The 20330-nt window shown below is 73.5% G+C and carries 19 protein-coding genes; 8 read left to right on the forward strand and 11 right to left on the reverse strand.

Translation table 11 applies throughout. The annotated features are described in order from the left end of the window. Positions 1-29: 29 nt before the first annotated feature. The 4 genes from KRR26_RS24895 to KRR26_RS24910 all read right to left on the reverse strand — a co-directional run bounded on the left by KRR26_RS24895 (position 30) and on the right by KRR26_RS24910 (position 3554). Positions 30-527 carry a hypothetical protein gene (locus KRR26_RS24895; protein WP_233576781.1) on the reverse strand — a complete coding sequence of 166 codons (498 nt, stop codon included), beginning with the start codon at positions 525-527 and terminating at the stop codon, positions 30-32. Between the two features lie 167 nt (positions 528-694). After that, entirely contained in the window at positions 695-1504 is an 810-nt protein-coding gene (locus KRR26_RS24900) for a hypothetical protein (RefSeq protein ID WP_158611421.1), read from the reverse strand. Positions 1505-1573: 69 nt separating this feature from the next. After that, positions 1574-3379 carry an acyl-CoA dehydrogenase gene (locus tag KRR26_RS24905; protein ID WP_217081038.1) on the reverse strand — a complete coding sequence of 602 codons (1806 nt, stop codon included), beginning with the start codon at positions 3377-3379 and terminating at the stop codon, positions 1574-1576. Between the two features lie 10 nt (positions 3380-3389). Then, complete coding sequence (locus KRR26_RS24910) at positions 3390-3554, reverse strand: hypothetical protein (protein ID WP_158611422.1); 165 nt, start codon at positions 3552-3554, stop codon at positions 3390-3392. A gap of 280 nt (positions 3555-3834) precedes the next feature. On the opposite strand from KRR26_RS24910, the gene KRR26_RS24915 reads away from it, so the two are divergent. Next, positions 3835-3993, forward strand: coding sequence for a hypothetical protein (locus tag KRR26_RS24915; RefSeq protein WP_158611423.1), 159 nt, complete (start codon positions 3835-3837; stop codon positions 3991-3993). A 12-nt stretch (positions 3994-4005) separates the two neighbouring features. Here KRR26_RS24915 and KRR26_RS24920 read toward each other — a convergent pair whose 3' ends face one another. Together KRR26_RS24920 and KRR26_RS24925 are read right to left on the reverse strand one after the other, a co-directional pair. Beyond that, complete coding sequence (locus tag KRR26_RS24920; protein ID WP_120204538.1) at positions 4006-4797, reverse strand: FRG domain-containing protein; 792 nt, start codon at positions 4795-4797, stop codon at positions 4006-4008. 112 nt (positions 4798-4909) lie between these two features. Then, complete coding sequence (locus tag KRR26_RS24925) at positions 4910-5146, reverse strand: hypothetical protein (RefSeq protein ID WP_120204540.1); 237 nt, start codon at positions 5144-5146, stop codon at positions 4910-4912. Positions 5147-5331: 185 nt separating this feature from the next. On the opposite strand from KRR26_RS24925, the gene traC reads away from it, so the two are divergent. Then, on the forward strand, positions 5332-7143 hold the full coding sequence (gene traC, locus KRR26_RS24930) for an outer membrane exchange accessory lipoprotein TraC (protein ID WP_217081061.1): 1812 nt from the start codon (positions 5332-5334) through the stop codon (positions 7141-7143). Positions 7144-7156: 13 nt separating this feature from the next. Here the strand turns inward: traC and KRR26_RS24935 are convergent, their stop codons facing one another. Then, positions 7157-8362 carry an MDR family MFS transporter gene (locus tag KRR26_RS24935; RefSeq protein ID WP_236069163.1) on the reverse strand — a complete coding sequence of 402 codons (1206 nt, stop codon included), beginning with the start codon at positions 8360-8362 and terminating at the stop codon, positions 7157-7159. 186 nt (positions 8363-8548) lie between these two features. On the opposite strand from KRR26_RS24935, the gene KRR26_RS24940 reads away from it, so the two are divergent. Together KRR26_RS24940 and KRR26_RS24945 are read left to right on the forward strand one after the other, a co-directional pair. After that, the gene (locus tag KRR26_RS24940) at positions 8549-9454 is read left to right on the forward strand and encodes an AEC family transporter (RefSeq protein WP_217081039.1); all 906 of its coding nucleotides are present in this window, start codon (positions 8549-8551) and stop codon (positions 9452-9454) included. 26 nt (positions 9455-9480) lie between these two features. Next, on the forward strand, positions 9481-10731 hold the full coding sequence (locus KRR26_RS24945; protein ID WP_328707213.1) for a TCR/Tet family MFS transporter: 1251 nt from the start codon (positions 9481-9483) through the stop codon (positions 10729-10731). Between the two features lie 24 nt (positions 10732-10755). Here the strand turns inward: KRR26_RS24945 and KRR26_RS24950 are convergent, their stop codons facing one another. Beyond that, entirely contained in the window at positions 10756-11232 is a 477-nt protein-coding gene (locus KRR26_RS24950; RefSeq protein WP_158611424.1) for an MAPEG family protein, read from the reverse strand. Positions 11233-11336: 104 nt separating this feature from the next. On the opposite strand from KRR26_RS24950, the gene KRR26_RS24955 reads away from it, so the two are divergent. Then, on the forward strand, positions 11337-11936 hold the full coding sequence (locus KRR26_RS24955; protein WP_217081040.1) for a hypothetical protein: 600 nt from the start codon (positions 11337-11339) through the stop codon (positions 11934-11936). 4 nt (positions 11937-11940) lie between these two features. On the opposite strand, the gene KRR26_RS24960 is transcribed toward KRR26_RS24955, so the two are convergent. Then, positions 11941-12150, reverse strand: coding sequence for a hypothetical protein (locus KRR26_RS24960; RefSeq protein ID WP_120204553.1), 210 nt, complete (start codon positions 12148-12150; stop codon positions 11941-11943). Positions 12151-12448: 298 nt separating this feature from the next. Here KRR26_RS24960 and KRR26_RS24965 point away from each other — a divergent pair, with 298 nt between their 5' ends. Further along, positions 12449-12733 (forward strand): hypothetical protein, encoded by a 285-nt coding sequence (locus KRR26_RS24965; RefSeq protein ID WP_120204555.1) that lies wholly within the window; start codon positions 12449-12451, stop codon positions 12731-12733. Position 12734: 1 nt separating this feature from the next. On the opposite strand, the gene KRR26_RS24970 is transcribed toward KRR26_RS24965, so the two are convergent. Continuing rightward, positions 12735-13919, reverse strand: a complete 1185-nt coding sequence (locus KRR26_RS24970) for a hypothetical protein (RefSeq protein WP_217081041.1) — start codon at positions 13917-13919, stop codon at positions 12735-12737. A 111-nt stretch (positions 13920-14030) separates the two neighbouring features. Further along, positions 14031-14690, reverse strand: a complete 660-nt coding sequence (locus KRR26_RS24975; protein WP_217081042.1) for a hypothetical protein — start codon at positions 14688-14690, stop codon at positions 14031-14033. Positions 14691-14844: 154 nt separating this feature from the next. On the opposite strand from KRR26_RS24975, the gene KRR26_RS24980 reads away from it, so the two are divergent. Further along, complete coding sequence (locus tag KRR26_RS24980) at positions 14845-17946, forward strand: MG2 domain-containing protein (protein WP_217081043.1); 3102 nt, start codon at positions 14845-14847, stop codon at positions 17944-17946. Further along, complete coding sequence (locus KRR26_RS24985) at positions 17943-20327, forward strand: alpha-2-macroglobulin family protein (protein ID WP_217081044.1); 2385 nt, start codon at positions 17943-17945, stop codon at positions 20325-20327. Before KRR26_RS24980 ends, KRR26_RS24985 begins: the two co-directional genes overlap by 4 nt. The last annotated feature ends 3 nt before the right edge of the window (positions 20328-20330 follow it).

The following is a 20330-nucleotide window of genomic DNA, read 5'->3' on the forward strand; positions in this document are numbered from 1 at the left end:
GCGGGCGCTCAGCGCTTCAGGCGCCGCGCTCAGCGCTCGACCTGGATGTCGCGCGCGATGGCGCGGTCGCCCACGAGCACGAAGCGCGCGCGCACGGACATGCCTCGCGCCAGGCGCTGGCGGTGCACCGGGCGGCCTTGGTCGAGGACGCGGCTGCGCGCGTCCCACGCCAGTTCGTAGGTGATGCCCTCCCGGTCGTGGACCCGCAGCGCGTGATGTCCGCTGCGCGTCACGCGCCCGCGCACCTCGCTGGAGGCGATGACCACCTCGGCCGTGGACCCCGGCGTGGGCTGGGCGGCCAGCGCCGCTCGGGCCGCGCCCTCGAACCAGGGCTCGTCGTCGCGGGCCTGCACCGCGGCCGTGCCAATCATCACCCGCCCCCCGGACGCCACCGCGGGCGGAGGCGTCCGAGGCGCGATGAGCGGCGGCTGCTCGGGGGCGCTGGCGCCAGGCGCGACCGGCTTCGCGTCCTCCGCGCTCGCGCGAGGCGTGGGCGAGGCGGTGCCCGGGGACCCCGGGGCGCTCATCTCGGCGCGCGGTGGCTCCGCGTGTCGCGAGGACCGCCCCTGGCACCCCGGCGCCAGGATGATGAAACCCGCCATGCCCCACCGCACCCAGCTCCTGCCCATCGCGTCCCCCTCGCGTTCCCACGCGCGCGTGCTGCCTGGGGGGATTGCAAGCGGCGTGCAGCCCGTCAGGACTCCAGCGCGCGGGCCACGGCGCGCACGCGGGTGCGCACCTGTTCCCGCGCGGCGAGCAGGGCCTCGGCGGTGGTGGGGGTGTGGCCCAGGCACAGGACGACATCGTCCTCGGGGGCGGCGCGCGCGCCCAGGGCCGCGTAGTCGAGCGTGCGCGGCACGGGCTCGCCCTCGGTGTCGCGGGTGAAGCGGCCGAACACGGCGGCGCGGGAGTCCTCGCGCGCGGCGGTCTCCTTCAGCCCGAGCAGCCGGCGCATGGCCTCCAAGGCTTCCGGTCGCGCCAGCACCGCCTCCGGTCGCGCCGGCCCGCCCAGCTCCCACTCGATGAGGCGCAGGCAGCCGCGCACGAACTCCACGTCGGTGATGACCAGGCCATACACGTACCAATCCGCGCACGCGGCCTGGACCAGCCGCGCCTGGGCATCTGTCAGCCAGCCGAAGGACGGACAGGTGAAGGTCTCGCAGATGGCGGCGCGGTACACGCCGCAGTCGCGCAGGTCCACGCCGCCGGTCACCTTGGGATGGCCCAGGCAGCCCACCTGACGGCGGTCATCGTCCAGGAAGCCGAGCAGGGGACACACGCGCACGGCGGGGAACAGCGGCTGCTGGGGCCGGCGCGCGAGCAGCTCCTGGGCCGCGTCACGGTAGGCGGCGGGCTCTCGGGGCGTGTGGCGCAGCCGCTCCGTCTGGATGGAGAGGTGCTCCGCCAGCATGAAGCGGGAGTGGTCCTGGAAGTTGTAGAGGCCGCAGCAGGCACCGCATGAGGCGCCCCCTCCGGGCTGACACAGATGGAAGGAGACTGGCACGGGCGGCATTGTGGCGGACCGGCGCGGCGCGCGTGGGAGAATCGCGCGCCCGGGTCATGCGGTGTCGGCTCAGAACCACTCGGGCCGCATGCGGGCGTACGAGTCCTCGGCCGTCCGGCACAGCTTCGCGAGGAGCGCCACGCGGGGCACCTCCACCGCGAACCAGTACTGCGCCGCCGCGAGCTTGCCCTCGTAGAAGTCCTGCCCGTCCGCCCCGCGCTTCAGGCCCTCGCGCGCCGCCGCGGCCTGGTCCAACCAGCGCCACGCCACCGCGAGCACGCTGAACAGCTCCAGGAAGTCCGCGCTGTGGCGGAGCATGGCCTCCACCTCGCCCGCGAGTCCCCGCGCCGCCAGCTCCATCGTCAGCGTGGCGGCCTCGTCCAGGGCGCCCCGGAGCGCGTCGCACCACGCGGCCTCCACGCCCGCGGCCCGCGCGCGCTCCACCGTGGCGTCCACCTCTTCCTGGAAGGCGCGCAGCGCGGCGCCCTCGCCCGCGATGACCTTGCGCCCCAACAGGTCGAGGCCCTGGATGCCCGTGGTGCCCTCGTGGATGCTGTTGAGCTTCTGGTCGCGCAGCCACGACTCCGGCGAGTACTCGCTGGAGTAGCCATAGCCGCCGTGAATCTGCAGGGCGAGCGCGTTGGACTCGAAGCCCTTCTCCGCCGGGAACGTCTTGGCGATGGGGGTGAGCAAGTCCAACAGGCGACTGGCGCGCTCGCGCGTCGCCGCGTCGGGCGCGTGGCCCGCGAGGTCCGCCTGATACGACGCGGAGAGCAGCAGCGAGAGGCCGCCCTCCACGATGGCCTTCTGCCGCAGCAGCATGCGCCGCACGTCCGCGTGCTCGATGATGGGCGACTGCGGACGGCTGGCGTCCTTGGCCCAGGCGGGGCGTCCTTGCGGACGCTCGCGCGCGTAGGCCAGTGCCTCGTGGTACGCGACGGACGCGGTGGCCACGCCGTTGAGGCCCACCATGATGCGCGCCTCGTTCATCATCTGGAACATGCACGCCAGCCCGCGCCCGGGCTGCCCCACCAGCCAGCCGCGGCAGTCCCCCGCCTCGCCGTAGTTGAGGACGAGGCTGGGCAGGCCGCGCCAGCCAATCTTGTGGATGACGCCCGCCACGCTCACGTCGTTGGGCACCAGCGCGTCGCCCTCGGGCCGGCGCGACGGCACCGCGAAGAGCGAGATGCCCCGCGTGCCGCCTTCCGCGCCCTCGATGCGCGCCAGCGTCAGGTGCACGACGTTCTCGGTGAAGTCCTGGTCCCCGCCGCTGATGAAGATCTTCGAGCCCTGGATGCGCCACGAGCCATCCGGCGCGGGCGTGGCGCGCGTCTTCACGTCCGCCAGGCTGCTGCCCGCCTGGGGCTCGGTGAGGGCCATGGTGCCGGTCCACTCGCCCCGATACAGGCGCGTCATGAAGGTGTCTCGCACCCAGGGCGAGCCGAACACCTCGAGCAGGTGCGCCGCTCCCAGCGTGAGGCCCAGATAGCCATACGCGCTCAGGTTGCCGGCCATGAGGTACGCGCTGGCCACCGCGTGCACGGTGAGCGGCAGGTGCTGTCCGCCCACCTCGGGCGGGCGCGTGGCGGTGAGCAGGCCCAGGTCCACCATGCCGGCGTACAGCGCGCGCAGGGCGGGGTGCACGCGCACGCGGCCGTGCTCGAAGACGGGCGGTGCCTCGTCCATGGCGCGATACGTGGGATAGAGCTCCGCGCGGGCGAAGCGGCGCGTGCTCTCCAGCAACAGCGACACCGTGTCGCGCGAGTGGTCCGCGAAGTCCGGCAGGGAGAACAGCCGTGAGACGGCCTGCACCTCGTGGAGCTGGAAGTCCACGTCGCGGTCCGACAGCAGCGGGTTGGGGCGGGGGGCGCTCATGCGCCCCGAACTACCAGGACGCGATGGCTTCGTCGAAGTCGAGCGCCACGTCCACGTCCTCCACGGCGGGGGGCGCCTCTTGGCGCCGAGGCAGCGGCGCGGGTGGCTCCAGGCCACGCCGAGGCCGTGTGCGCCCTCGCACGGCCTTGCCCCGCGCGGCGCGCGCAGGGACCACGCGAACCCACTGCTGCGAGGGTCCGGACCGCGGACCCCCCGACTGGCGGCTGCCTGCGTACCGCATCGACGCTCGCTCCCCGGGTGTCCGCGGCCCCCCCGACGAGACCCCCGCTGGACTCAAGGTGTGTCGTGTTCTCTTCCCCGTCCATGTGGGAGGCCGGTGCCAGTGAACACGCTTTCATCCCCGGGGCCGGTGGGGTGTCGGGTTGCGGACACCGCCGCCCGACGCATCGTTGGAGTCGCGGGGCGATTCGCCGCCGCGTCCAGGAGGTCAGCGCATGGCCATCATCGGAGCCGCCTTGGTGGGCGTCCTCATCTTCTTCGGGCTCATCGCCGCGGTCATCGTCGGCGGCGTGGCGGGCCACGTGCTGGGGAAGCAAGCGCGACAGGAACGTGACGCGCGCGAGGCCGAGAAGAACGCGGCGCTGCCGCCGTAGCCCGCGCGGTCGCTAGCGCGGCCGAGGGCCGTAGTAGCGGCGCAGCCAGCGGCTCAGTCCGTCCAGGCCGGGGAACAGCACGCGCTCGGTGACGTTGGCCTGGTCCAGCTTGTCCCGCACCTCCCACTTGAGGGCCGCCGGGACGACGAGCCGCCGCACGCCCTTCTCCTGGTGCTGGAGGAACTCGTCCAGGCTGGGCCCGGGCGCGTTCATCACGGAGAAGAGGGCGAACTGATTGACGATGCGCGCGTCCAGCGACGGCGGCTCGAAGAAGAGGACGAAGGGGTGCCGGGCCAGCCGGTCGAACGAGGTGAGGTCCTCGGCCTCCGCGGCGAGCATCTCGGCGGTGAAGACCTCGGCGCCCTCTTGATGGAGCTGCTGGCGCAGGGGGCGGGGGAGCAGGCGGTTCGTCACCCGGTAGTCCACGCACCACACCACGCCGTCCACCTCGTAGAAGTCGGGGTCCTCGGTGATGAAGTGCAGCGCGACGTAGGGGCTGAAGGTCCAGTCGAGCAGCCGGGTGGGCAGCCCGTGGTGCTGCGCCAGCGCGAGCCAGTCCCACAGCGACGAGAGCGGGGCGGTGCCGGGCACGCCGCGCGCGTACTTGCGGAAGGCGCGCAGCAGGTCTCGCTCCTGCCGGATGAAGGCGCCGCTGCGGTAGAGCGAGGCGGACAGGTCGTGCCGCGCGTCCTTCACGCCTCGGAACACGAAGCTGGAGCGGTAGCGGCCCAGCGGCTCGTTCCAGGAGTTGGAGAAGAGGGCTTCCTGAAGCTCCAGCCAGGACGTGATGCGCTGCTCTTTCAACCGGGCCCTCCCCAGCGCCGAGGGGCGCCGGGGAGGAGGTTCTTCACGGTCGGCGGGAGGCGCATCGTCCCTCGGCTCCCCTTGCGAGAGCGGGCGAGGCGCCAGTCGCCGGTTACGGCCGGCCGGAGTCCGCCGGCTGGTTGAAGGCGTAGGTGTCCGCGCCCGGTGCCTTGTCCTGGCTGAACAAGGGGCACCTGGCGCAGGTGAAGCTCTCCCAGTCCTCACGCACGGCGGCGTCCACGCAGCCCCCGTAGAAGCGACAGTGGACGTTGCGGTGCTCCTCGATGGCGAAGGACTCGGCCCGCAGCGGGAGGTGAAACTCGGTGGGACGCGGCTGTGGACAAGACATGCTGATTCTCGCTAGCCCCCCTCGTGGGTGCTGGCCTCTTCTACCGGCCGGTGCGCCGCGTCATTCCCACGGCGGGCGGCGGTGGGGCGGCGAGCTCGGGTGCTCGCCCGGGGAGGGTCATCCGTCCCCCAGGAGCGACCGGGCGGGCGGATGAAACCTTCTCGCCGCGCGGCCTTTCCCAGAAGATGCGGCGCGTGAGCTTGTCCGTCCCGACCCCCTCCGTCCCGTCGCCGCGCTGGCTGCGTGCGTTCGCCCTGGCCACCCTGCTCGTGCTGAGCGGGTGTTCGGCCTTCTCTCGCGCGGTGAAGGAGGGCGACAGCTTCGGCCAGCAGCGCAAGTGGGCGGACGCGGAGGCGGCCTATCTGCGAGCGCTGGCCGCGGACCCCGCCGCGTCCGAGGTCACCGTGAAGCTGCGCGCGGTGCGCGCCGAGTGGGCGGAGGACGTCCTCAAGGACGCGGAGGCGGCGAGCGGCGCGGGCGACCTGGCCGCGGCGACCAGGCTGCTGGTGCGCGCGCTGGAGCTGAATCCGGACCAGGAGGCGGGCCGCGCGCGGCTCACCGAGACGCTGGATGCGCGGGTGGCGGCGGCGCTGGCGATGCTCAAGGCGGAGAAGCTCCAGGACGCGCGGGCGGAGCTGGACGCGGTGCTGGCCGTGTCGCCGGACCACGCGGGGGCGCGCAAGGCCGTGGACGCGGTGCAGACCGCCTGGGCCAGGCGCTGGTTCACCACCGCCGAGGGCCTGGAGAAGACGGGCAAGCTGGGCAACGCGCTTCTGGCGTACGTGCGCGCGGACCAGGAGCGCGTGGGCGTGACGGCGGCCCGCGAGCGCGCCGAGGCGGTGCGCCAGAGGCTGCGCGACGAGGTGGCCTTCCTGGTGGTGGCCACGCCCGTGGAGGACAAGGCGCAGGCGGCGGACGTGGCGCAGCGGCTGGCCGCGGGGCGACTGGCCGCGATGCTGCCCACGCAGCTCCCGCTGCGCGTGGTGACGGAGGCGCCGGGCGGGCGCGAGGGCGTGAAGCTGGACCTGACGTTGGAGCGCGTGTTGCCGCTCAAGGCGATGGAGGAGTCGCAGCGCAGCCAGCGCTACCTGGCCGGCAATCGCTCCGTGCCCAACCCTCGCCGCGCGCAGTTCGAGAACAAGCTGCTGCAGACGGAGCGCGGGTTGGAGGACGTGGAGCGCAAGCAGGCCGCGGCGCTGCGCGACTACCTGCGCTTCCAGGGCGAGCTGGCCACGCTGCGCGACGCGGCCGAGCGCTGCCGGGAGCGGGAGAAGCGCGAGTGCCGCAAGGCCCTCCAGGAGTGCGGCGAGGCCGCGCGCGAGGCGCAGAAGCCGGGCAACCTCCCCAGCGAGTGCGAGGCGGCGCGCTGCGCGGGTGGCCAGTGCTCGCAGGACGAGGGGTTGATGGCGGCGAAGGCGCTGGCCGCCGCCGCGCAGGAGAAGGCGCTCCAGGCCGCGCTGGACAAGGCCGAGCAGCAGCGCTCCGAGGTGCAGCGCCACCGCGACGCGGTGTACCGCGAGCCCGTCACGGTGGAGGAGCCGATGTACTCGGACTTCGTCTACGACGTGCAGTTGCACCGGCTCACCGTCACCGCCACGGTGACGGCGGTGATGCGCGACCTGCTCACGCCCCAGGTGCCCGCGCCCAACACGCAGGACTACGCGGTGGTGAACGAGGACACCGCGCACAAGGGCTATGACCGCTACGGCGTGCTGGCGGACCCCGTGCAGCTTCGCAGCGAGCTGGAGCTGCGCGTGGAGGTGGGCGACAAGGCCATCGCGGACCTGGCCAAGCGCGTGAAGGAGCGCTTCGACGTGTACCGGGGCCGGCGCGTGGAGGCCGCGCGCCTGGGCATGGTGCGCCCCGGCGCCGAGGACGTGGTGGAGACGGCCGTGCGCGCGCTCCTGCTCACCGCCGACGCGCCGCCCACGGACATCCTCCAGCCGGTGGGACGGGCCCGGGGCCTCACTCGCCCCGAGGCCATCCTCGGACGCTGACGCTGTCTCGCGCTCAGTCCAAGCGCAGGCTCGGCTCGGCGTGCTCGCCTCGCAGGCGCCGACCTCGGGCCCCCGCGATGGCCAGGTGCCAGCCGGCCGCGCCCAGGCCGAGTGTCAGGCACATGAACCACAGCGTGCCCGAGCCATACCGGCCCAGCGTCCACCCGCCCAGCGCGGGCGCCGCGCACGAGGCCAGTCCCCACATCATGTGATAGGCGCCCTGATAGCTGCCGCGAATCTCGGGCGGCGCCAGGTCCGCCACGACGCTGGCGGCCACGGGGGACTGGGCCATCTCGCCCAGCGTCCAGACCGCCACGGCCATCATCGCCAGCGGCACGTTGGTGGACAGCACGTGCATGCCGTAGCCCAAGCCGGTCAGCGCGGACGCGATGGCCAGGAGCACGGAGCGGCGGTGGCCGCGCTGGACGCGTCCCACGAAGGGCTGGAGCGTGACGATGAGCACGCCGTTGACGGCGAGCACCGTGCCGTACTGCGCGGACGTGAGCCCCTTGGCGGCGAGGTCCAGCGGCAGCGCCATCTGGTTCTGATGGAAGAGCATCGCGGTGAAGAAGATGGGCAGGCAGAAGGCCACGTACACCGGGTCTCGGAACGGGCGCAGCATGGCGGCCAGCGGCGAGCCGTGCGTGTGGCGTTCCTGCTCGCGCACGTGCCGGGGCCGCGTCTCCGGCACCATGACCCAGATGATGACGCCGTAGAGTGAGGTGGTGATGGCGTCGAGCACGAAGAGGCGCTGGTAGCTCTGGCCCGCCAGGAGGCCGGCCATGGGGATGGCGAGCGCGTAGCCCACGTTCACCACCCAGTAGATGAGGCCGTACGCGCGCGGCCGGTCCTCGGGCGGCACCACGTCCGCGACGGTGGCGGACACGGCGGGACGGTACAGTTCGCCCAGGAGCCCGAGCAGGAAGGCCGCCACGGCGATCTGCCCGGGGGAACGCGAGAAGCCCAAGAGCAGCATGGCGCAGGCGCCCGCCCACAGGCCGCCCGCGAGGGTGATGCGGCGGCCGAGCCGGTCCGCGAGCGTGCCGCCCAGGGGCGACGCGAGCATGAAGCCGAGCCCGTTGAGCGAGACGACGAGTCCCGCCTGCTCGGGGGTGAAGCCGCGCTCGCGCGTGAGGTACAGCGCGAGGAAGGGGATGACGAAGGAGCCCAGCCGGTTGACGAGGGTGCCTGTCCACAGCACCCAATAGGTGCGGGGCAAGCCCTCCGCGCTCAGGGCGCGAAGTGCTGCGGTGTGGAGTTTCATGGGGGGCAGGGAGCGCGCGTGCGGCGTGCAGCATGCGACAGCGGGCGCGCGGCTCCAAGAGCTTGGGGGTGAGGGTGAACTGGACTTTGTCCGAGAGCTCCACCAGCGTGCGTTGCCGCCGAGGAGGCACGTCGCCAGGGTATGGGCCAGGTCATCGGGTTGTTGGGGGTGTGTCTGGTGTTGGGGGTGCTGGCGCGCCGAAGTGGTCGCTTCCCCGCCCAGACGGCGGGGGCGTTCAATTCCTTCCTGCTCAATGTGTCGTTGCCCGCGTTGGTGCTGCGCGCGGTGCATCGGCTGGCGTTTGATCCGGGTCTTATGGCGGCGGCCCTGGCGCCATGGCTGGTGTTCCTGGGCGCGGGGCCGTTCTTCCGAGCGCTCGGTGGGCGGCTGGGGCTGTCTCGCGCGTCGGGGGCGGCGCTGGTGCTGACGGCGGGGCTGGGCAACACGGCGTTCGTGGGTCTGCCCATGGCCGAGGCGCTGCTGGGGCCACCGGGGTTGGCGGTGGCGGTGGTGGCGGATCAACTCGGCACGTTCCTGGTGCTGGCCACGCTGGCCACGGCCACGGCGGCGCGGGCCAGCGCGCGCTCGGAGCTGACGTGGCGCTCGCTGCTCTTTCGCGTGGCGACGTTCCCGCCCTTCGCGTCATTGGTGGTGGCGCTGCTCCTGCGGCCCCTGGCCTACCCGGGCTGGTTGGACGCGGTGCTCCAGCGGCTGGGGGATTTGCTGACGCCGCTCGCCCTCTTCGCGGTGGGCTTCCAGCTCCAGCTCCGCGGCGTGCGTCAGCGCCTGCCCGCGCTGGCGCTGGGGCTGTCGTACAAGCTCCTCCTGGCCCCGGGGGTCATCCTGGTGGCGCTGGCGCTCGTGCCCGGGGTGGCACTCCTGGTGCGGCAGGCCACGGTGCTGCAAGCGGCCATGGCGCCCATGGTGACGGGGGCCATCCTCGCGGCGGACCATGACTTGGATCCCGAACTGGCGGTGTTGATGGTGGGAGTGGGGATACCGCTGTCGTTCCTCACCGCGCCCGTGCTGCTTCATCTGGTGCAGTGAGGACGGGAAGAGTAAGTCCGCGCTCCGTGCCCGCCGACCGTCCGCCCAACCGCGCTGCCTTCGCCTTCATCTTCACCACCGTCCTGCTCGACCTGCTCGCGCTGGGCATCATGATTCCCGTGCTGCCCAAGCTGGTGGTGCGCTTCGAGGCGGGCGACGTGGGGCGGGCCGCGGAGGTGACCGGCGTGTTCGGCTTCGCCTGGGCGGCGATGCAGTTCGTGTTCTCGCCGGTGCTCGGCGCGATGTCGGACCGGTTCGGTCGGCGTCCCATCATCCTGCTGTCCAACGTGGGGCTGGGGCTGGACTACGTGGTGATGGCGTTGGCGCCGTCGCTGGGGTGGCTGTTCGTGGGCCGGCTCATCTCCGGCATCACCGCCGCCAGCTACCCGACCGCGAGCGCCTACGTCGCGGACGTCACGCCGCCCGAGCAGCGCGCCGCGCGCTTCGGCATGTTGGGGGCGGCGTTCGGCCTGGGCTTCGTCGTGGGCCCGGCGGTGGGTGGCTTCCTGGGCAGCATCGACCTGCGCCTGCCGTTCTGGGTGGCCGCGCTGCTGAGCCTCGCCAATGCCGCGTACGGCTTCTTCATCCTCCCCGAGTCGCTGCCGCCCGAGCGCCGCTCGGCGTTCTCCTGGCGCGGCGCCAACCCGCTGGGCTCGCTGCGCCTGCTGCGCTCGTTCCCCGCGCTGTCCGGCATGGCCATGGCGACGTTCGTCTTCTTCATCGCGCAGGAGGCCCTGCCCAGCACCTTCGTGCTCTACGCGGACTATCGCTATGGCTGGAGCGAGCAGCAGGTGGGGTTGGTCCTGTGCATCGTCGGGGTGTGCGCCACCGTCGTCTCCGCGCTGCTGGTGGGCCGGGCCGTGCGCTGGCTGGGCGAGCGGGGCGCGCTGCTGGTGGGCCTCATGGCGGCCGTGGCGGGCTACGTCGTCTACGGGCTGGCGCCCACGGGCATGCTGTTCCTGGTGGGCATCCCGCTGGTCGCCATCTGGGGCATCGCGGGCGCCGCGGCGCAGGCGCTGATGTCCCGGCAGGTGGGCCCCAACGCGCAGGGTCAGCTCCAGGGCGCGCTCAGCAGCCTCCGGGGCGTCTCCGGGATGATGGGGCCGCTCCTCTTCACCCAGGTGTTCTCCTGGGCCATTGGCCCGGCCGCGTCGATTCGGCTGCCCGGCGCGCCGTACCTGCTGGGCGCGGTGCTGCTGGCGGGCAGCCTGCTGGTGTCCTGGTACGTCACGCGGCCCCACGCGGCGCCGCTCGCGCCCGAGTCCGCCGCGCCGTGACGGGCCGCCTCGCGCGGCTCCAGCTCAGGTGAGCGCGCGCTGGACCACCAGCGCCATCACCACCAGTTGGGCGAGCAGGCCCACGCCGTAGCTCACCGAGCGCCAGGGCTGGATGCCCTTCACGTACGTCACCGAGTGCCCCACGCGCGCCAGCGTGAAGAGGATGAGCGACGCGGCCGTGACGCCCTCCGCCGCGCCCAGGAGCACCGCGACCAGGCTGAGCAGCAGGAAGGGCGGGATGTTCTCCAGGTCGTTGCGGTGCGCGCGCTGCACGCGCTCCACATCGGGGTGCTCGCTCGGGGCCACTTGAATCGTGCCGCCCTTTCGCCGCGCGTCCTCCGCGTTCGTCACCACGCCTCGGCGCGTGCGGACCACGCCCGTGGCGACGCCCACCGCCTGCATCTTGAGCAGGAGCGCCACGGTGCACAGCGCGTAGAGCTTCATGTTCGGCGTGGAGAGGAGCATCTCGGGGAGCAGCTGACGGGCGAGCAGGTCGTTCATGGCTTGCTCGGACTTAGCAGAACGCGGTGGGGGCCAGTCGAGCGGGCGCGGCATGTCTTGGGTGACCCGGCTCCCTACGTTGCGAGGGGAAAGGCAGGTGCACCGTGTCGCAGCCCAGGTCCTCCCGGCGGGGCCGTGCCTCGCTCGCCGCGCTGCTCGTGCTGGGGCTGACCCCGGCCGCGCGCGCGCAGGTGTCCGTCACGCCGGGGCTGGTGGTGCGGTTGCAGGTGGGGGACCAGAGCACGGAGCTGCAGCTGTCGCGTGACGCCATCCAAGGCCGCGACCTCTGGCTGCGCCGCACGGAGGAGGGGCTCGTGGGGCGCCTGCACGGCAAGCGCGTCAACGTGGGGTGGGGCGATGGCCCCGTGGAGGGCCACGTGGGGGAGGCGCCCGTGCGGCTCACCGTGCAGCCGCGCTCGGCGCAGCCGGGCGTGACGCTGGAGGGCGCGTTCGCGGGGTGGGAGACGTCCTTCGGCGTGTCGCCGGTGGGCATCTCCGGCGCGGTGGGGGGCTGCAACTACTCGCTGCCACACGCGGCCAATCGCTACGAGGGTTGGCGCACGTGTCAGGCGTCCAACCTGGGACGCGGGCCCGTGCCGGTGCGGCTGGAGTTGCCGGTGGGGCAGCTCGCGCTCGGGGAGACCGAGACGGTGGTCCTGCTCTCGCTGCTGCTCTCCGACGTCACGCTGCCGCCCCCGCCTTGAAGGCTCAGGCGAGGACGGTCGTGGAGAACGACAGCTCGACGCCGTTGGGGCGCACGCGCATCTGGGGACGCGAGAGCCAGTGGCACTTCGCGCAGTAGCCGTGCGCGCCGGAGGGCGTGGCCCGGATGGACACCGAGCCACCGCACATCATGCAACCGTCAGGGAGGACGAAGTCGGCGAAGCGCTCGCCGTTGGGGGTCTCGAATTGAGTCATGCTCTTGAGGTAACGCAGGAACCGCCGCGCACAAGCGGGACTGTCTCGCCCTGACGTGCCAGACCCTGATGACGAGCGGGCAGGCAGGCGCGCGGGACGGGAATCCTGACGGACCCACCGCGCGCTGATGGGCAGCGAACAGCGCAACCCTTGGTGGGTGGGACGGGGTTTCGCTGGCACGGAGATTTCCAAGGAAGCGCGGCCCATGGAGCGGGGGCGGGCGGGCGCTCCCCGCGCGGGTGTGGGGGCCGTGCTTCTCTCTACCCATGCGGGCGGGATTCGGAGAGGCTTGCGCCCCATGAGCAATACCCTCAAGCCCTTCCTCCACCGCCCCAACCGGCAGAACATCACCAAGGAGCCGGACCCCTCGGGCCGCTGGTCCACGCAGTTCCCGGACATGATTGGCTACAGCAGCCAGGGTGGCGGCAAGGTCCCGGCTGACTTCGGCTGGAACACCAACCCGAAGCAGTGGCAGGAGGAGATGACCCCGGAGACGCTGACGCAGCGCCTCTCCGAGCTGCGCGTGCTGCCGGAGAAGCCCGCGGCCCCGGCGCTGCCCGAGTCCACGCCCGCCAAGCCGTGAGCTAGCTGAACGGCAGTCCGGCGAGCTTCTCGCCAAAGGACTCCAGCAGCGCCCGCGAGGAGGTTTCGTCGAGCCCCTCGGCGACGTCCAAGCGGGCCTTGCGCAGGAAGATGTCGAAGGGCTGCGCGCGACCGTACAGGGCGCCCGCGGCCTCCACCGCCTCGGCGAGCACGCGCGCGGCGCCGTGCGAGCCGAGCGCCAGGTGCATCCGCGCCAGCTCCAACCGTCCACCGCACGCCGCCCACACCGCGCGGTCATGTCCGGTGAGCCAGGTGCGCGTCACCTCCTCCACGGCCTCGTCGAGCAGGGCGAGGAACGGCTCCACCACGTCCGGCAGCGCGCGGGGCCCCAGCTCCGCCTGCCCCCCTGCCTCGCGCAGGGCGCCACGCACCTCCACGAGCCGGCGCTTGTATGGCGTGCGCAGCGACACCGAGGCGGGCAGGGTGACGAAGGCGGCCAGACTCTCCTCCACGTTGCGCGCGAGGGCCGGGCGCGAGGGCGGCTCTGCCTTGGCCGCGCGCTCCAGCCGCGCCAACAGGGAGCGGCGCAGGTCCGCCGCCGCGCCGCGCAGGGCCGCGCGCGAGGCCACCTGGTTGAGGTAGCTGGGCACCACGTCCTCGCGGCGCACGTCCTCGAAGGCCGCCGCGGTGACGTAGACGAGGTCGCCGATGCGGGCGCGGAAGTCGGCGCGGAACTCGGCCAGCTCGGTCATCAGCGTCCAGCCGTCGCTGACGACCTCCGGGCGGCGCATCTGGATGCCCAGCTCGGACACGCGCCTGGCGAGCCCCTCCGCGCTCGTGTGCAGCACGGCTTCCACCTCCTGTGCCAGCCGCTCGTCGGAGCTGGCGGGCGGTGGGGCCCAGCCGGACGACGGCGCCTCCGCGGCGCGGGCGGGCGGCGGGAAGTCCTTCCGGATGGCGCTGACCAGGTGGTTCACGTCCACCACGGTGTCGCGGATGGCGGGGGCCATGGTCTCCCAGAGGGAGAGGTCCGCGCCGTCGGGCTCGACGGAGGTGGGCTCGTACTTGACGATGTTGAGGTGGCCGAGCCGATCGATGGCGACGGCCGCGGCGCGGTGCACGCGCTCCAGGCGGGCCGCGAAGTCGCGGTCCATCAAGCCTTCGAGCACGGAGACCAGTTGGGGAGGCAGCGCGTCCGGGGGCGGGCGGTTCTTCGACGCGGACATGGCGCGTCACCCTAGCCCAGCGTCTGGCCTGGCGCGAAAACGGGAACGGCGCGTCCGACTCGGGCGCGCCGCGTCACTCTCTCCCGAGGGGGAGCGTGGGCTCAGAGCTTCTCAGAGCTTGATGAGCGTCAGGCCCGCGGGGCCGCTCGTATGGGCCACGCCGACGGTCAGGCACTGCTTCAGCGGCGGCAGCGGGTTGGTGACCAGCGACTTCAGCGCGAGCGCGCCCTGGTAGCGCCCGGCGACGACGTTGCCGAAGAGGATGACCACGGGCTGCGCGATGGGCTGCGTGGCGATGCTCGCGCTGAACGCGATGGTGCTGGTGGTGCCGTCGTTCCAGGTGATGGTGGTGGTGGACGCCATGCTCGCGGACAGGCAGCTCGCGGTGCCGCCGCCATCCACGGTGTAGTCGCCGTAGTTGAGGTTGGCGTCATCGGACGCGGTGCAGGACGAGAACTGGCCCGAGCCGGAGAGCACCACCGGCAGCGGGAGCAGGCCGATGGGCGGCGTGAAGTCCTGGTTCTGGTTGCCCGTGGGGCACGTCACGAGCACGGGGCCCGATGCCTGGAGCGGGGCCGCCATGGCCAGGGAGTCGAGCGCGTTGAGCCCCGACGTGTGGCTCGCGTCCGCGGCGGGGTCACCCGCGCTGGCGATGCCAGGAATCAGGGCGGCCATCGCCAGCCCCATGGACACGAACCGCCCCAGGCGGCGGCGCGACGGCGTGGCGCTCCCTCCAGCGCGGGCGGATGATCTGCTCTCTTTGACGGACATGCGCTCCTCCTCGACTGCGGTGGTGCCCAGAGAGTGCGGCCGGGGATTTGTCGAGGGCAGACGGACCGAAGTGCGGTCGAGTGGTGTCGAGAGGATGTTGGCGCGGATGGGCGCACGCCGACCTGACATAGAGTCGGTGTGAGGAGGAGAGCACATGGGGGTCCGTCTCGGACGTCGATGGTGGGTCGGGGGGCTCGGCGCGTTGTTCCTGGGCGGAGTGGTGGCCCTCGCCGCGTCTCAGGTGTGTCTGACCACGTGGCTGTGGTGGGGCGTGGGGCTGCGACAGTGCCCCGAGGGGCGCCTCCGGCAGACCGTGGCGCTCATCGCGCGGGGCGTGTCTCGCGGGGGCGCGGGGTCGGTCTGGGTCTGGGCGGATGCCCACGGCGTGGACGCGCGGGGACACGTGCTGAACTCGCGCGTGCGGCGGGGCTCGGCGGAGCTGTTCCTCGTGGACGCCGCGGGCAAGGAGACGCCGCTGCCTCCCGCGCCTCGCGCTTCCTGGACGCGAGGCAGCCGGTTCGACCTCATGACCGAGGTGGCCCTGCCCGAGGTCCCGGATGGGGACTACCGGCTGCGCGCCAGGCTCACGACGCCGCTGGGCCAGGACACGGTGGAGGCGCCGCTCGCGCTCTATGCACCGGCGCGCGTGCAGGTGCTGACGGACCGGCCCCTGTATGAGCCGGGGCACTCGGTGCGCTTCCGCGCGGTGGCGCTGCGGGCCCGGGACCTGGTGCCGCTGGAGAACCGGCCCGGGACGTGGACGCTGAAGGACCCGACGGGCGAAGTGGTGCTGGAGGAGCGCGCCCCCTCGGGGCCGTGGGGCGTGGTGTCGGGCGAGTTCCCGCTGGACCGGGGCGCGTCGGCCGGGAGGTGGACCGTCACCTGGGCGAGCGGCGATGCCTCGGGCGAGGCCCACTTCCAGGTCGAGCCGTTCACCCTGCCGCGCTTCCAGGTGGAGGCGCTCAGTCCTCGGCCGTTCTGGCGCGCGGGTGAGCAGCCCGAGGTGGAGGGCAAGGTCGCGTATGGCTCGGGCGCGCCGGTGGCGGGGGCCGAGGTGGCGCTGACGTGGCGCTTCGGAGGGGAGTGGCCGCCGCCCACGGAGTGGCGCAACGACGGGCTGCCGAAGAAGGCGCGCACGGATGCCGCGGGGCACTTCCAGGTGACGCTGCCGCGCGTGCCCCTGGACCTGCGGGGAAAGGCGACGCTCTCCGCCAGCGTGGTGGCGACGGATCCCGCGGGGGACACGGCGCGAAGCGAGGTGTCGCTGCTGTTGTCCGAGGATGCGCTCGCCGTGTCGGCGATGACGGAGCTGGAGTCCGGACTGGTGGAGGGCTTCAGCAACCGCGTCTACCTGCGCGCCACGACGGCGGATGGACAGGTGCTGCCCGGCGCGGAGCTGACGGTGACGCGCGCGTGGGATGCGCGCGACGAGGGTGTGCACGCGGTGGCGGACGCGGATGGCGTGGCGGCCTTCCAGTTCGACCCGGGCCCCGCCGTGAACGTGGTGGTGCCGCCCATGCCGGTGCGGCACACGCCTCGGCCACCTCCGGTCCAGCTCTCGGCGTCGCGAGACCTGCTGTCCGAGGATGAGTCCGTGTCGTTGGAGGACCAGCTCGCGCTGGAGAAGAGCCTGCCCGCGCTAGCGCCCTGCGCGCGCTTCGTGTCCGAGGAGGACGGCAGCGCCGAGGCGTCCTTGGGGCTGCGGGTGAACGCGAGCGGCGCGGTGGTGGACCTGGTGGAAGCGGATGGGGCCGGGGCTCCGCTCGTGGCGTGTCTGGGCTCCGCGCTTCGCGCGCGGGCGTTGGGCGCGGCGTCTCGCGAGCGGCTGTTGTCGCTGACGTTCTCGGTCAGTGACCCGGGGCTGCCCTCGCTGACGACGGAGACGCGCACGACGCGGGATGACGCGGGAGGGCTGGAGGCCGCGCTGCGGACGGCCGCGCTGGATGCTCGCGCGTGTCTGCCGCCGGGTCTGGAGAATGAGGCCCCCGTGCCCGTCGCGATGACGTGGCGCACGCGCAAGGGCCGCCCCGACGTGGCCGTGAGTTGGGCGCCGCGCTCGGGGCTGGAGGACGCGCTGTCCGCCTCCACGGTGCCGTGCATCCAGGCGCGCTTCGCGCGGTTGCAGGTGGCGCCGCCGAGCGAGGGCGAAGAGGACTCGCGCGAGGATGCGCTGGGCGTGACGTGGCTCACCGCGCATCCCGCGAACGGACCGGGAGGCGAGGGCGCGCCCCAGGCCACCACGATGCTGGGCTACCAGTTGAAGGTGGAGGCGCGGGTCGCGGGCAAGAGCGTGGGCGACACGAAGCTCGTGCTGCGGCCGGCGCAGTTGCCGGACGCGCGCCTGCGGGCCTCGCCCGTGCTGCCGAGCGCCGGCGGCGAGGTGACGGTGGAGCTGCTCCGAGGGCCGGGCTTCCGCGGCGCGCTGCCGGAGAAGCTGATCCTCCAGGCGGGCGAGGCTCGGCTGGAGTCGAAGGTGGATCGAACCACGCGCTCGGCGCGGTTCCGCTTGCCGACGGACTTCGAGGGCTGGGCCTCGGCGCAGTGGTCGGGCGCGACGGCTCGGGTCTACGTGGCGCCGCGCGCGCGGATGTCGGTGGAGGTGTCGCCGGACCGGACCGCCTACGCGCCGGGGGCGCTGGCGCATCTCCAGGTGCGCACGCGCGTGGAGGGACGTGACGGCCCGGCGGCGGTGGGGTTGGTCGGCGTGGACAGCTCGCTGGCGCAGCTGGCGCCCTTGCCGGGGCCGGACGCCATGGACTCGCTCCGGCTCGCGCCCACGCTGTCCGCGCCGGCCTTCGGCGTGCTGGACGGCCAGGCGCTGGCCATGGGGCGCATCCGCGGAGAGAACGCCGCGGCGGCGGTGCTGATGCGGGTGCAGCACGCGCCCTCGCGGGAGGAGCTGGAGCGGTCGGTGAACACGCGCGCGATGGCGACCTTCGACCCGGAGGTCGAGCTGACGGAGCCCTTCTTCGCGGTCCTCGCGGAGCTGCGCTCGCGCGCGCGGGCGTGGGAGGCGGCGGCGCCCGAGGGGACGATCCTGGCGCCCTCGGACGTGGCGAGACTGTGGGAGCAGGCCCTGGGCGCATGTGAGCAGCGGGGCGAGCGGGTCACGGATGCCTATGGGCGGAAGTTGCGGCTGTCGCGATTGCCCGCGGAGCTGCTGAGCCTCACGGATCCACGGGTGATGGTGAGCGGGACGCGGTTGTCCGAGGACGTCGAGAACTGGGGCGAGTGGGTCGCCCGGGAGGCGCCATGAAGCGGGCGATGAAGGTGGGGCTGTTCCTGGGGCTGGGCGTGGTCGCGTTCCTGCTCGTGCGCGGGGTGACACGCTCGCTGTTCGGCGCCTCGGCCGATGCGCTCGAGGAAGCGGACGGCGCGATGTACGCCAGGTCCGAGGGGGGGCAGAACGCGCCCGCCGAGGAGCGGGAGGTCACGCTCTCGGAGCCCTCGGCAGACGACGAGGTGATGGCCGATAACCAAGCGCCTCCGGCCCCGTCGCAGAAGGAGTCGAAGAAGGGCTCCCGGGGCGGCGGTTCGTTTTCGCTCGGAGGCGCCGCGGCGCCGGCCAAGCCCGCCCCCGCGCCCAGGGCCGAGGTCGCCGCGAGCCCCTCGCCGGAGCCGGATGCCGCCGCCGCGCCCACGCGGGCGTGGTTCCCGGAGACGTTCCTGTTCGAGCCCCTGGTCGTGACGGACGCGTCGGGCAGCGCGACGGTGCCGGTGCGCGTGCCGGATCGCCTGACGCAGTGGCGCGTGCTGGCGCTGGCGCACTCGCGCTCGGGAGCGCAGGCGGGCGCGGTGACGTCCTTCTCGGGGACGCTGCCCACGTACGTGGACCCCGTGCTGCCGCCATTCCTGCGCGTGGGGGACGCGGTCCGTATGCCGGTGCAGGTGGTGAACACCACGGACGCGGCGGTGGAGCGCGCGCTGAAGGTGGAGGCGACGAACGCGGGAGTGGAGGGCGGCGCGAAGACGGTGCGCGTGCCCGCGCATGGCAGCGTGGTGGAGTACGTGGCGCTGCGTGCCTCGGGCGTGGGCCCCGTGACGGTGCGGGCGGTGCTGGGCGGAGAGGACGCGGTGGTGCGCGACTTCTCCGCGTGGCCCACCGGGCGCCCCGTGGTGGAGACGCGCGGGGGCTCGCTGGCGGCGCCGCGCACGCTCTCGCTGTCGGGCCCCGCGGAGGCGCAGGCGGGCAGCGAGCGCGTGCGGCTGCTCGTGTATCCCGGCGCGCTGGGCGTGGTGCGCGCGGAGCTGGCGGCGGTGGACGCGCGAGGCGGGGGCGTGGACCAGGACGCCTACGCGCTGCTCCTCTCCGCGCAGGCGCCCGCGCTGCTGACGGCGTTGGGCGAGACGCCGGACGCCGAGGCCCTCAAGGCGCTCACGGCGGTGGCGGGTCAGCGGGTGCTGCGTGCCGCGCGCGCTCCCGACGTGGCGACGGCGGTCCTGCTCGCGGAGGGCGCGCTGTCTCATCCGGAGAGCGCCGTGCTGGCTCGGCTGGGAGAGCGGCTGGTGGGGCAGGTGGCCTCGGCCCAGCGGCCGGACGGCACGTGTCAGGGAGGCGAGGGCTGGACGCTCCAGCGGCTGCTCGTGGCCACCGCCGAGTGCGCTCGGACGGTGCGGCTGGCGCCGGACACGGCGGACTGGCGGCGGCGCGTGCCCACGTTCTCGCTGCGCGCGGTGGGCGCCTTCGAGCGCAACCTGTCGCTGGTGCGGGATGGCTATACGGCGGCGGCGCTGCTCACCAGCGGCGCGGTCTCGGGCTCGCTCGCGGACGCGCTGCGCCAGCGGGTGCGCGAGTCGGTGCGCACGCGCGCGGACGGCACCGCGTACCTCCCGGTGGAGCCGGGCGTGGTGCGCGCGGACAACGTCGCCCCGTCCGAGGTGGAGGCCACCGCGCTGGCCGTGCTCGCGCTGATGGGAGACGCGAAGGCGCCGCTGGCGGACCTGGGCGCGACGCTGCTCGCGGGCTATGCGCCGGGCCGGGGCTGGGGCGATGGCCGCGCCAACCTCGTGGGCCTGCGCGCGGCGCTCGCCCTGTTCCGCGAGCCGGTGCCCTCGCAGGTGCGCGTGGTGCTGGAGCGCGACGGCCAGGTGGTCTCCGAGGGGACGCATGACGCCAAGGCCCTGCGCGAGGTGCTCGCGGTGGAGGCGGCGGCGCCGGGCTCGGCGGGGGCACACACGTGGACGGTGCGCGCGGAGCCGGCGGTGTCCGGCCTGGGCTTCTCCTTGTCGCTGCTGGCGACGGTGCCGTGGAAGGCCGAGGCGCAGGGGGGGCTCCAGCTCGCCGTGAGGGCGCCGGCCGAGGCGAAGGTGGGCCAGCCGGTGGAGCTGTCACTCCAGGCGGCGGCGCCCTCCGGCGTGGCGCTGGAGCTGCGGCAGGGGCTGCCCGCGGGTGTGCAGGTGGACCCCGTGGTCCTGGACACCCTGGTGCGCGAGGGCCACGTGACGTCGTGGCACGCCGAGGACGGCGCGGTGACGCTCGTGCTGCCGCCTCGGGGCGTGGGCGAGCCCTTCCAGGCGCGGCTGCGCGTGGTGCCCACCCTCGCGGGCACGTTGCAGGGCGGCGCCGCGACGCTGTCGGTGCTGGGCCGGCCGGACCTCGTCTCGCGCGTGCCTCCCACGACTTGGGCGGTGCGCTGAGGT

It is taken from the genome of Citreicoccus inhibens, assembly GCF_019039035.1.
Taxonomy (GTDB): Bacteria; Myxococcota; Myxococcia; order Myxococcales; family Myxococcaceae; genus Citreicoccus; species Citreicoccus inhibens.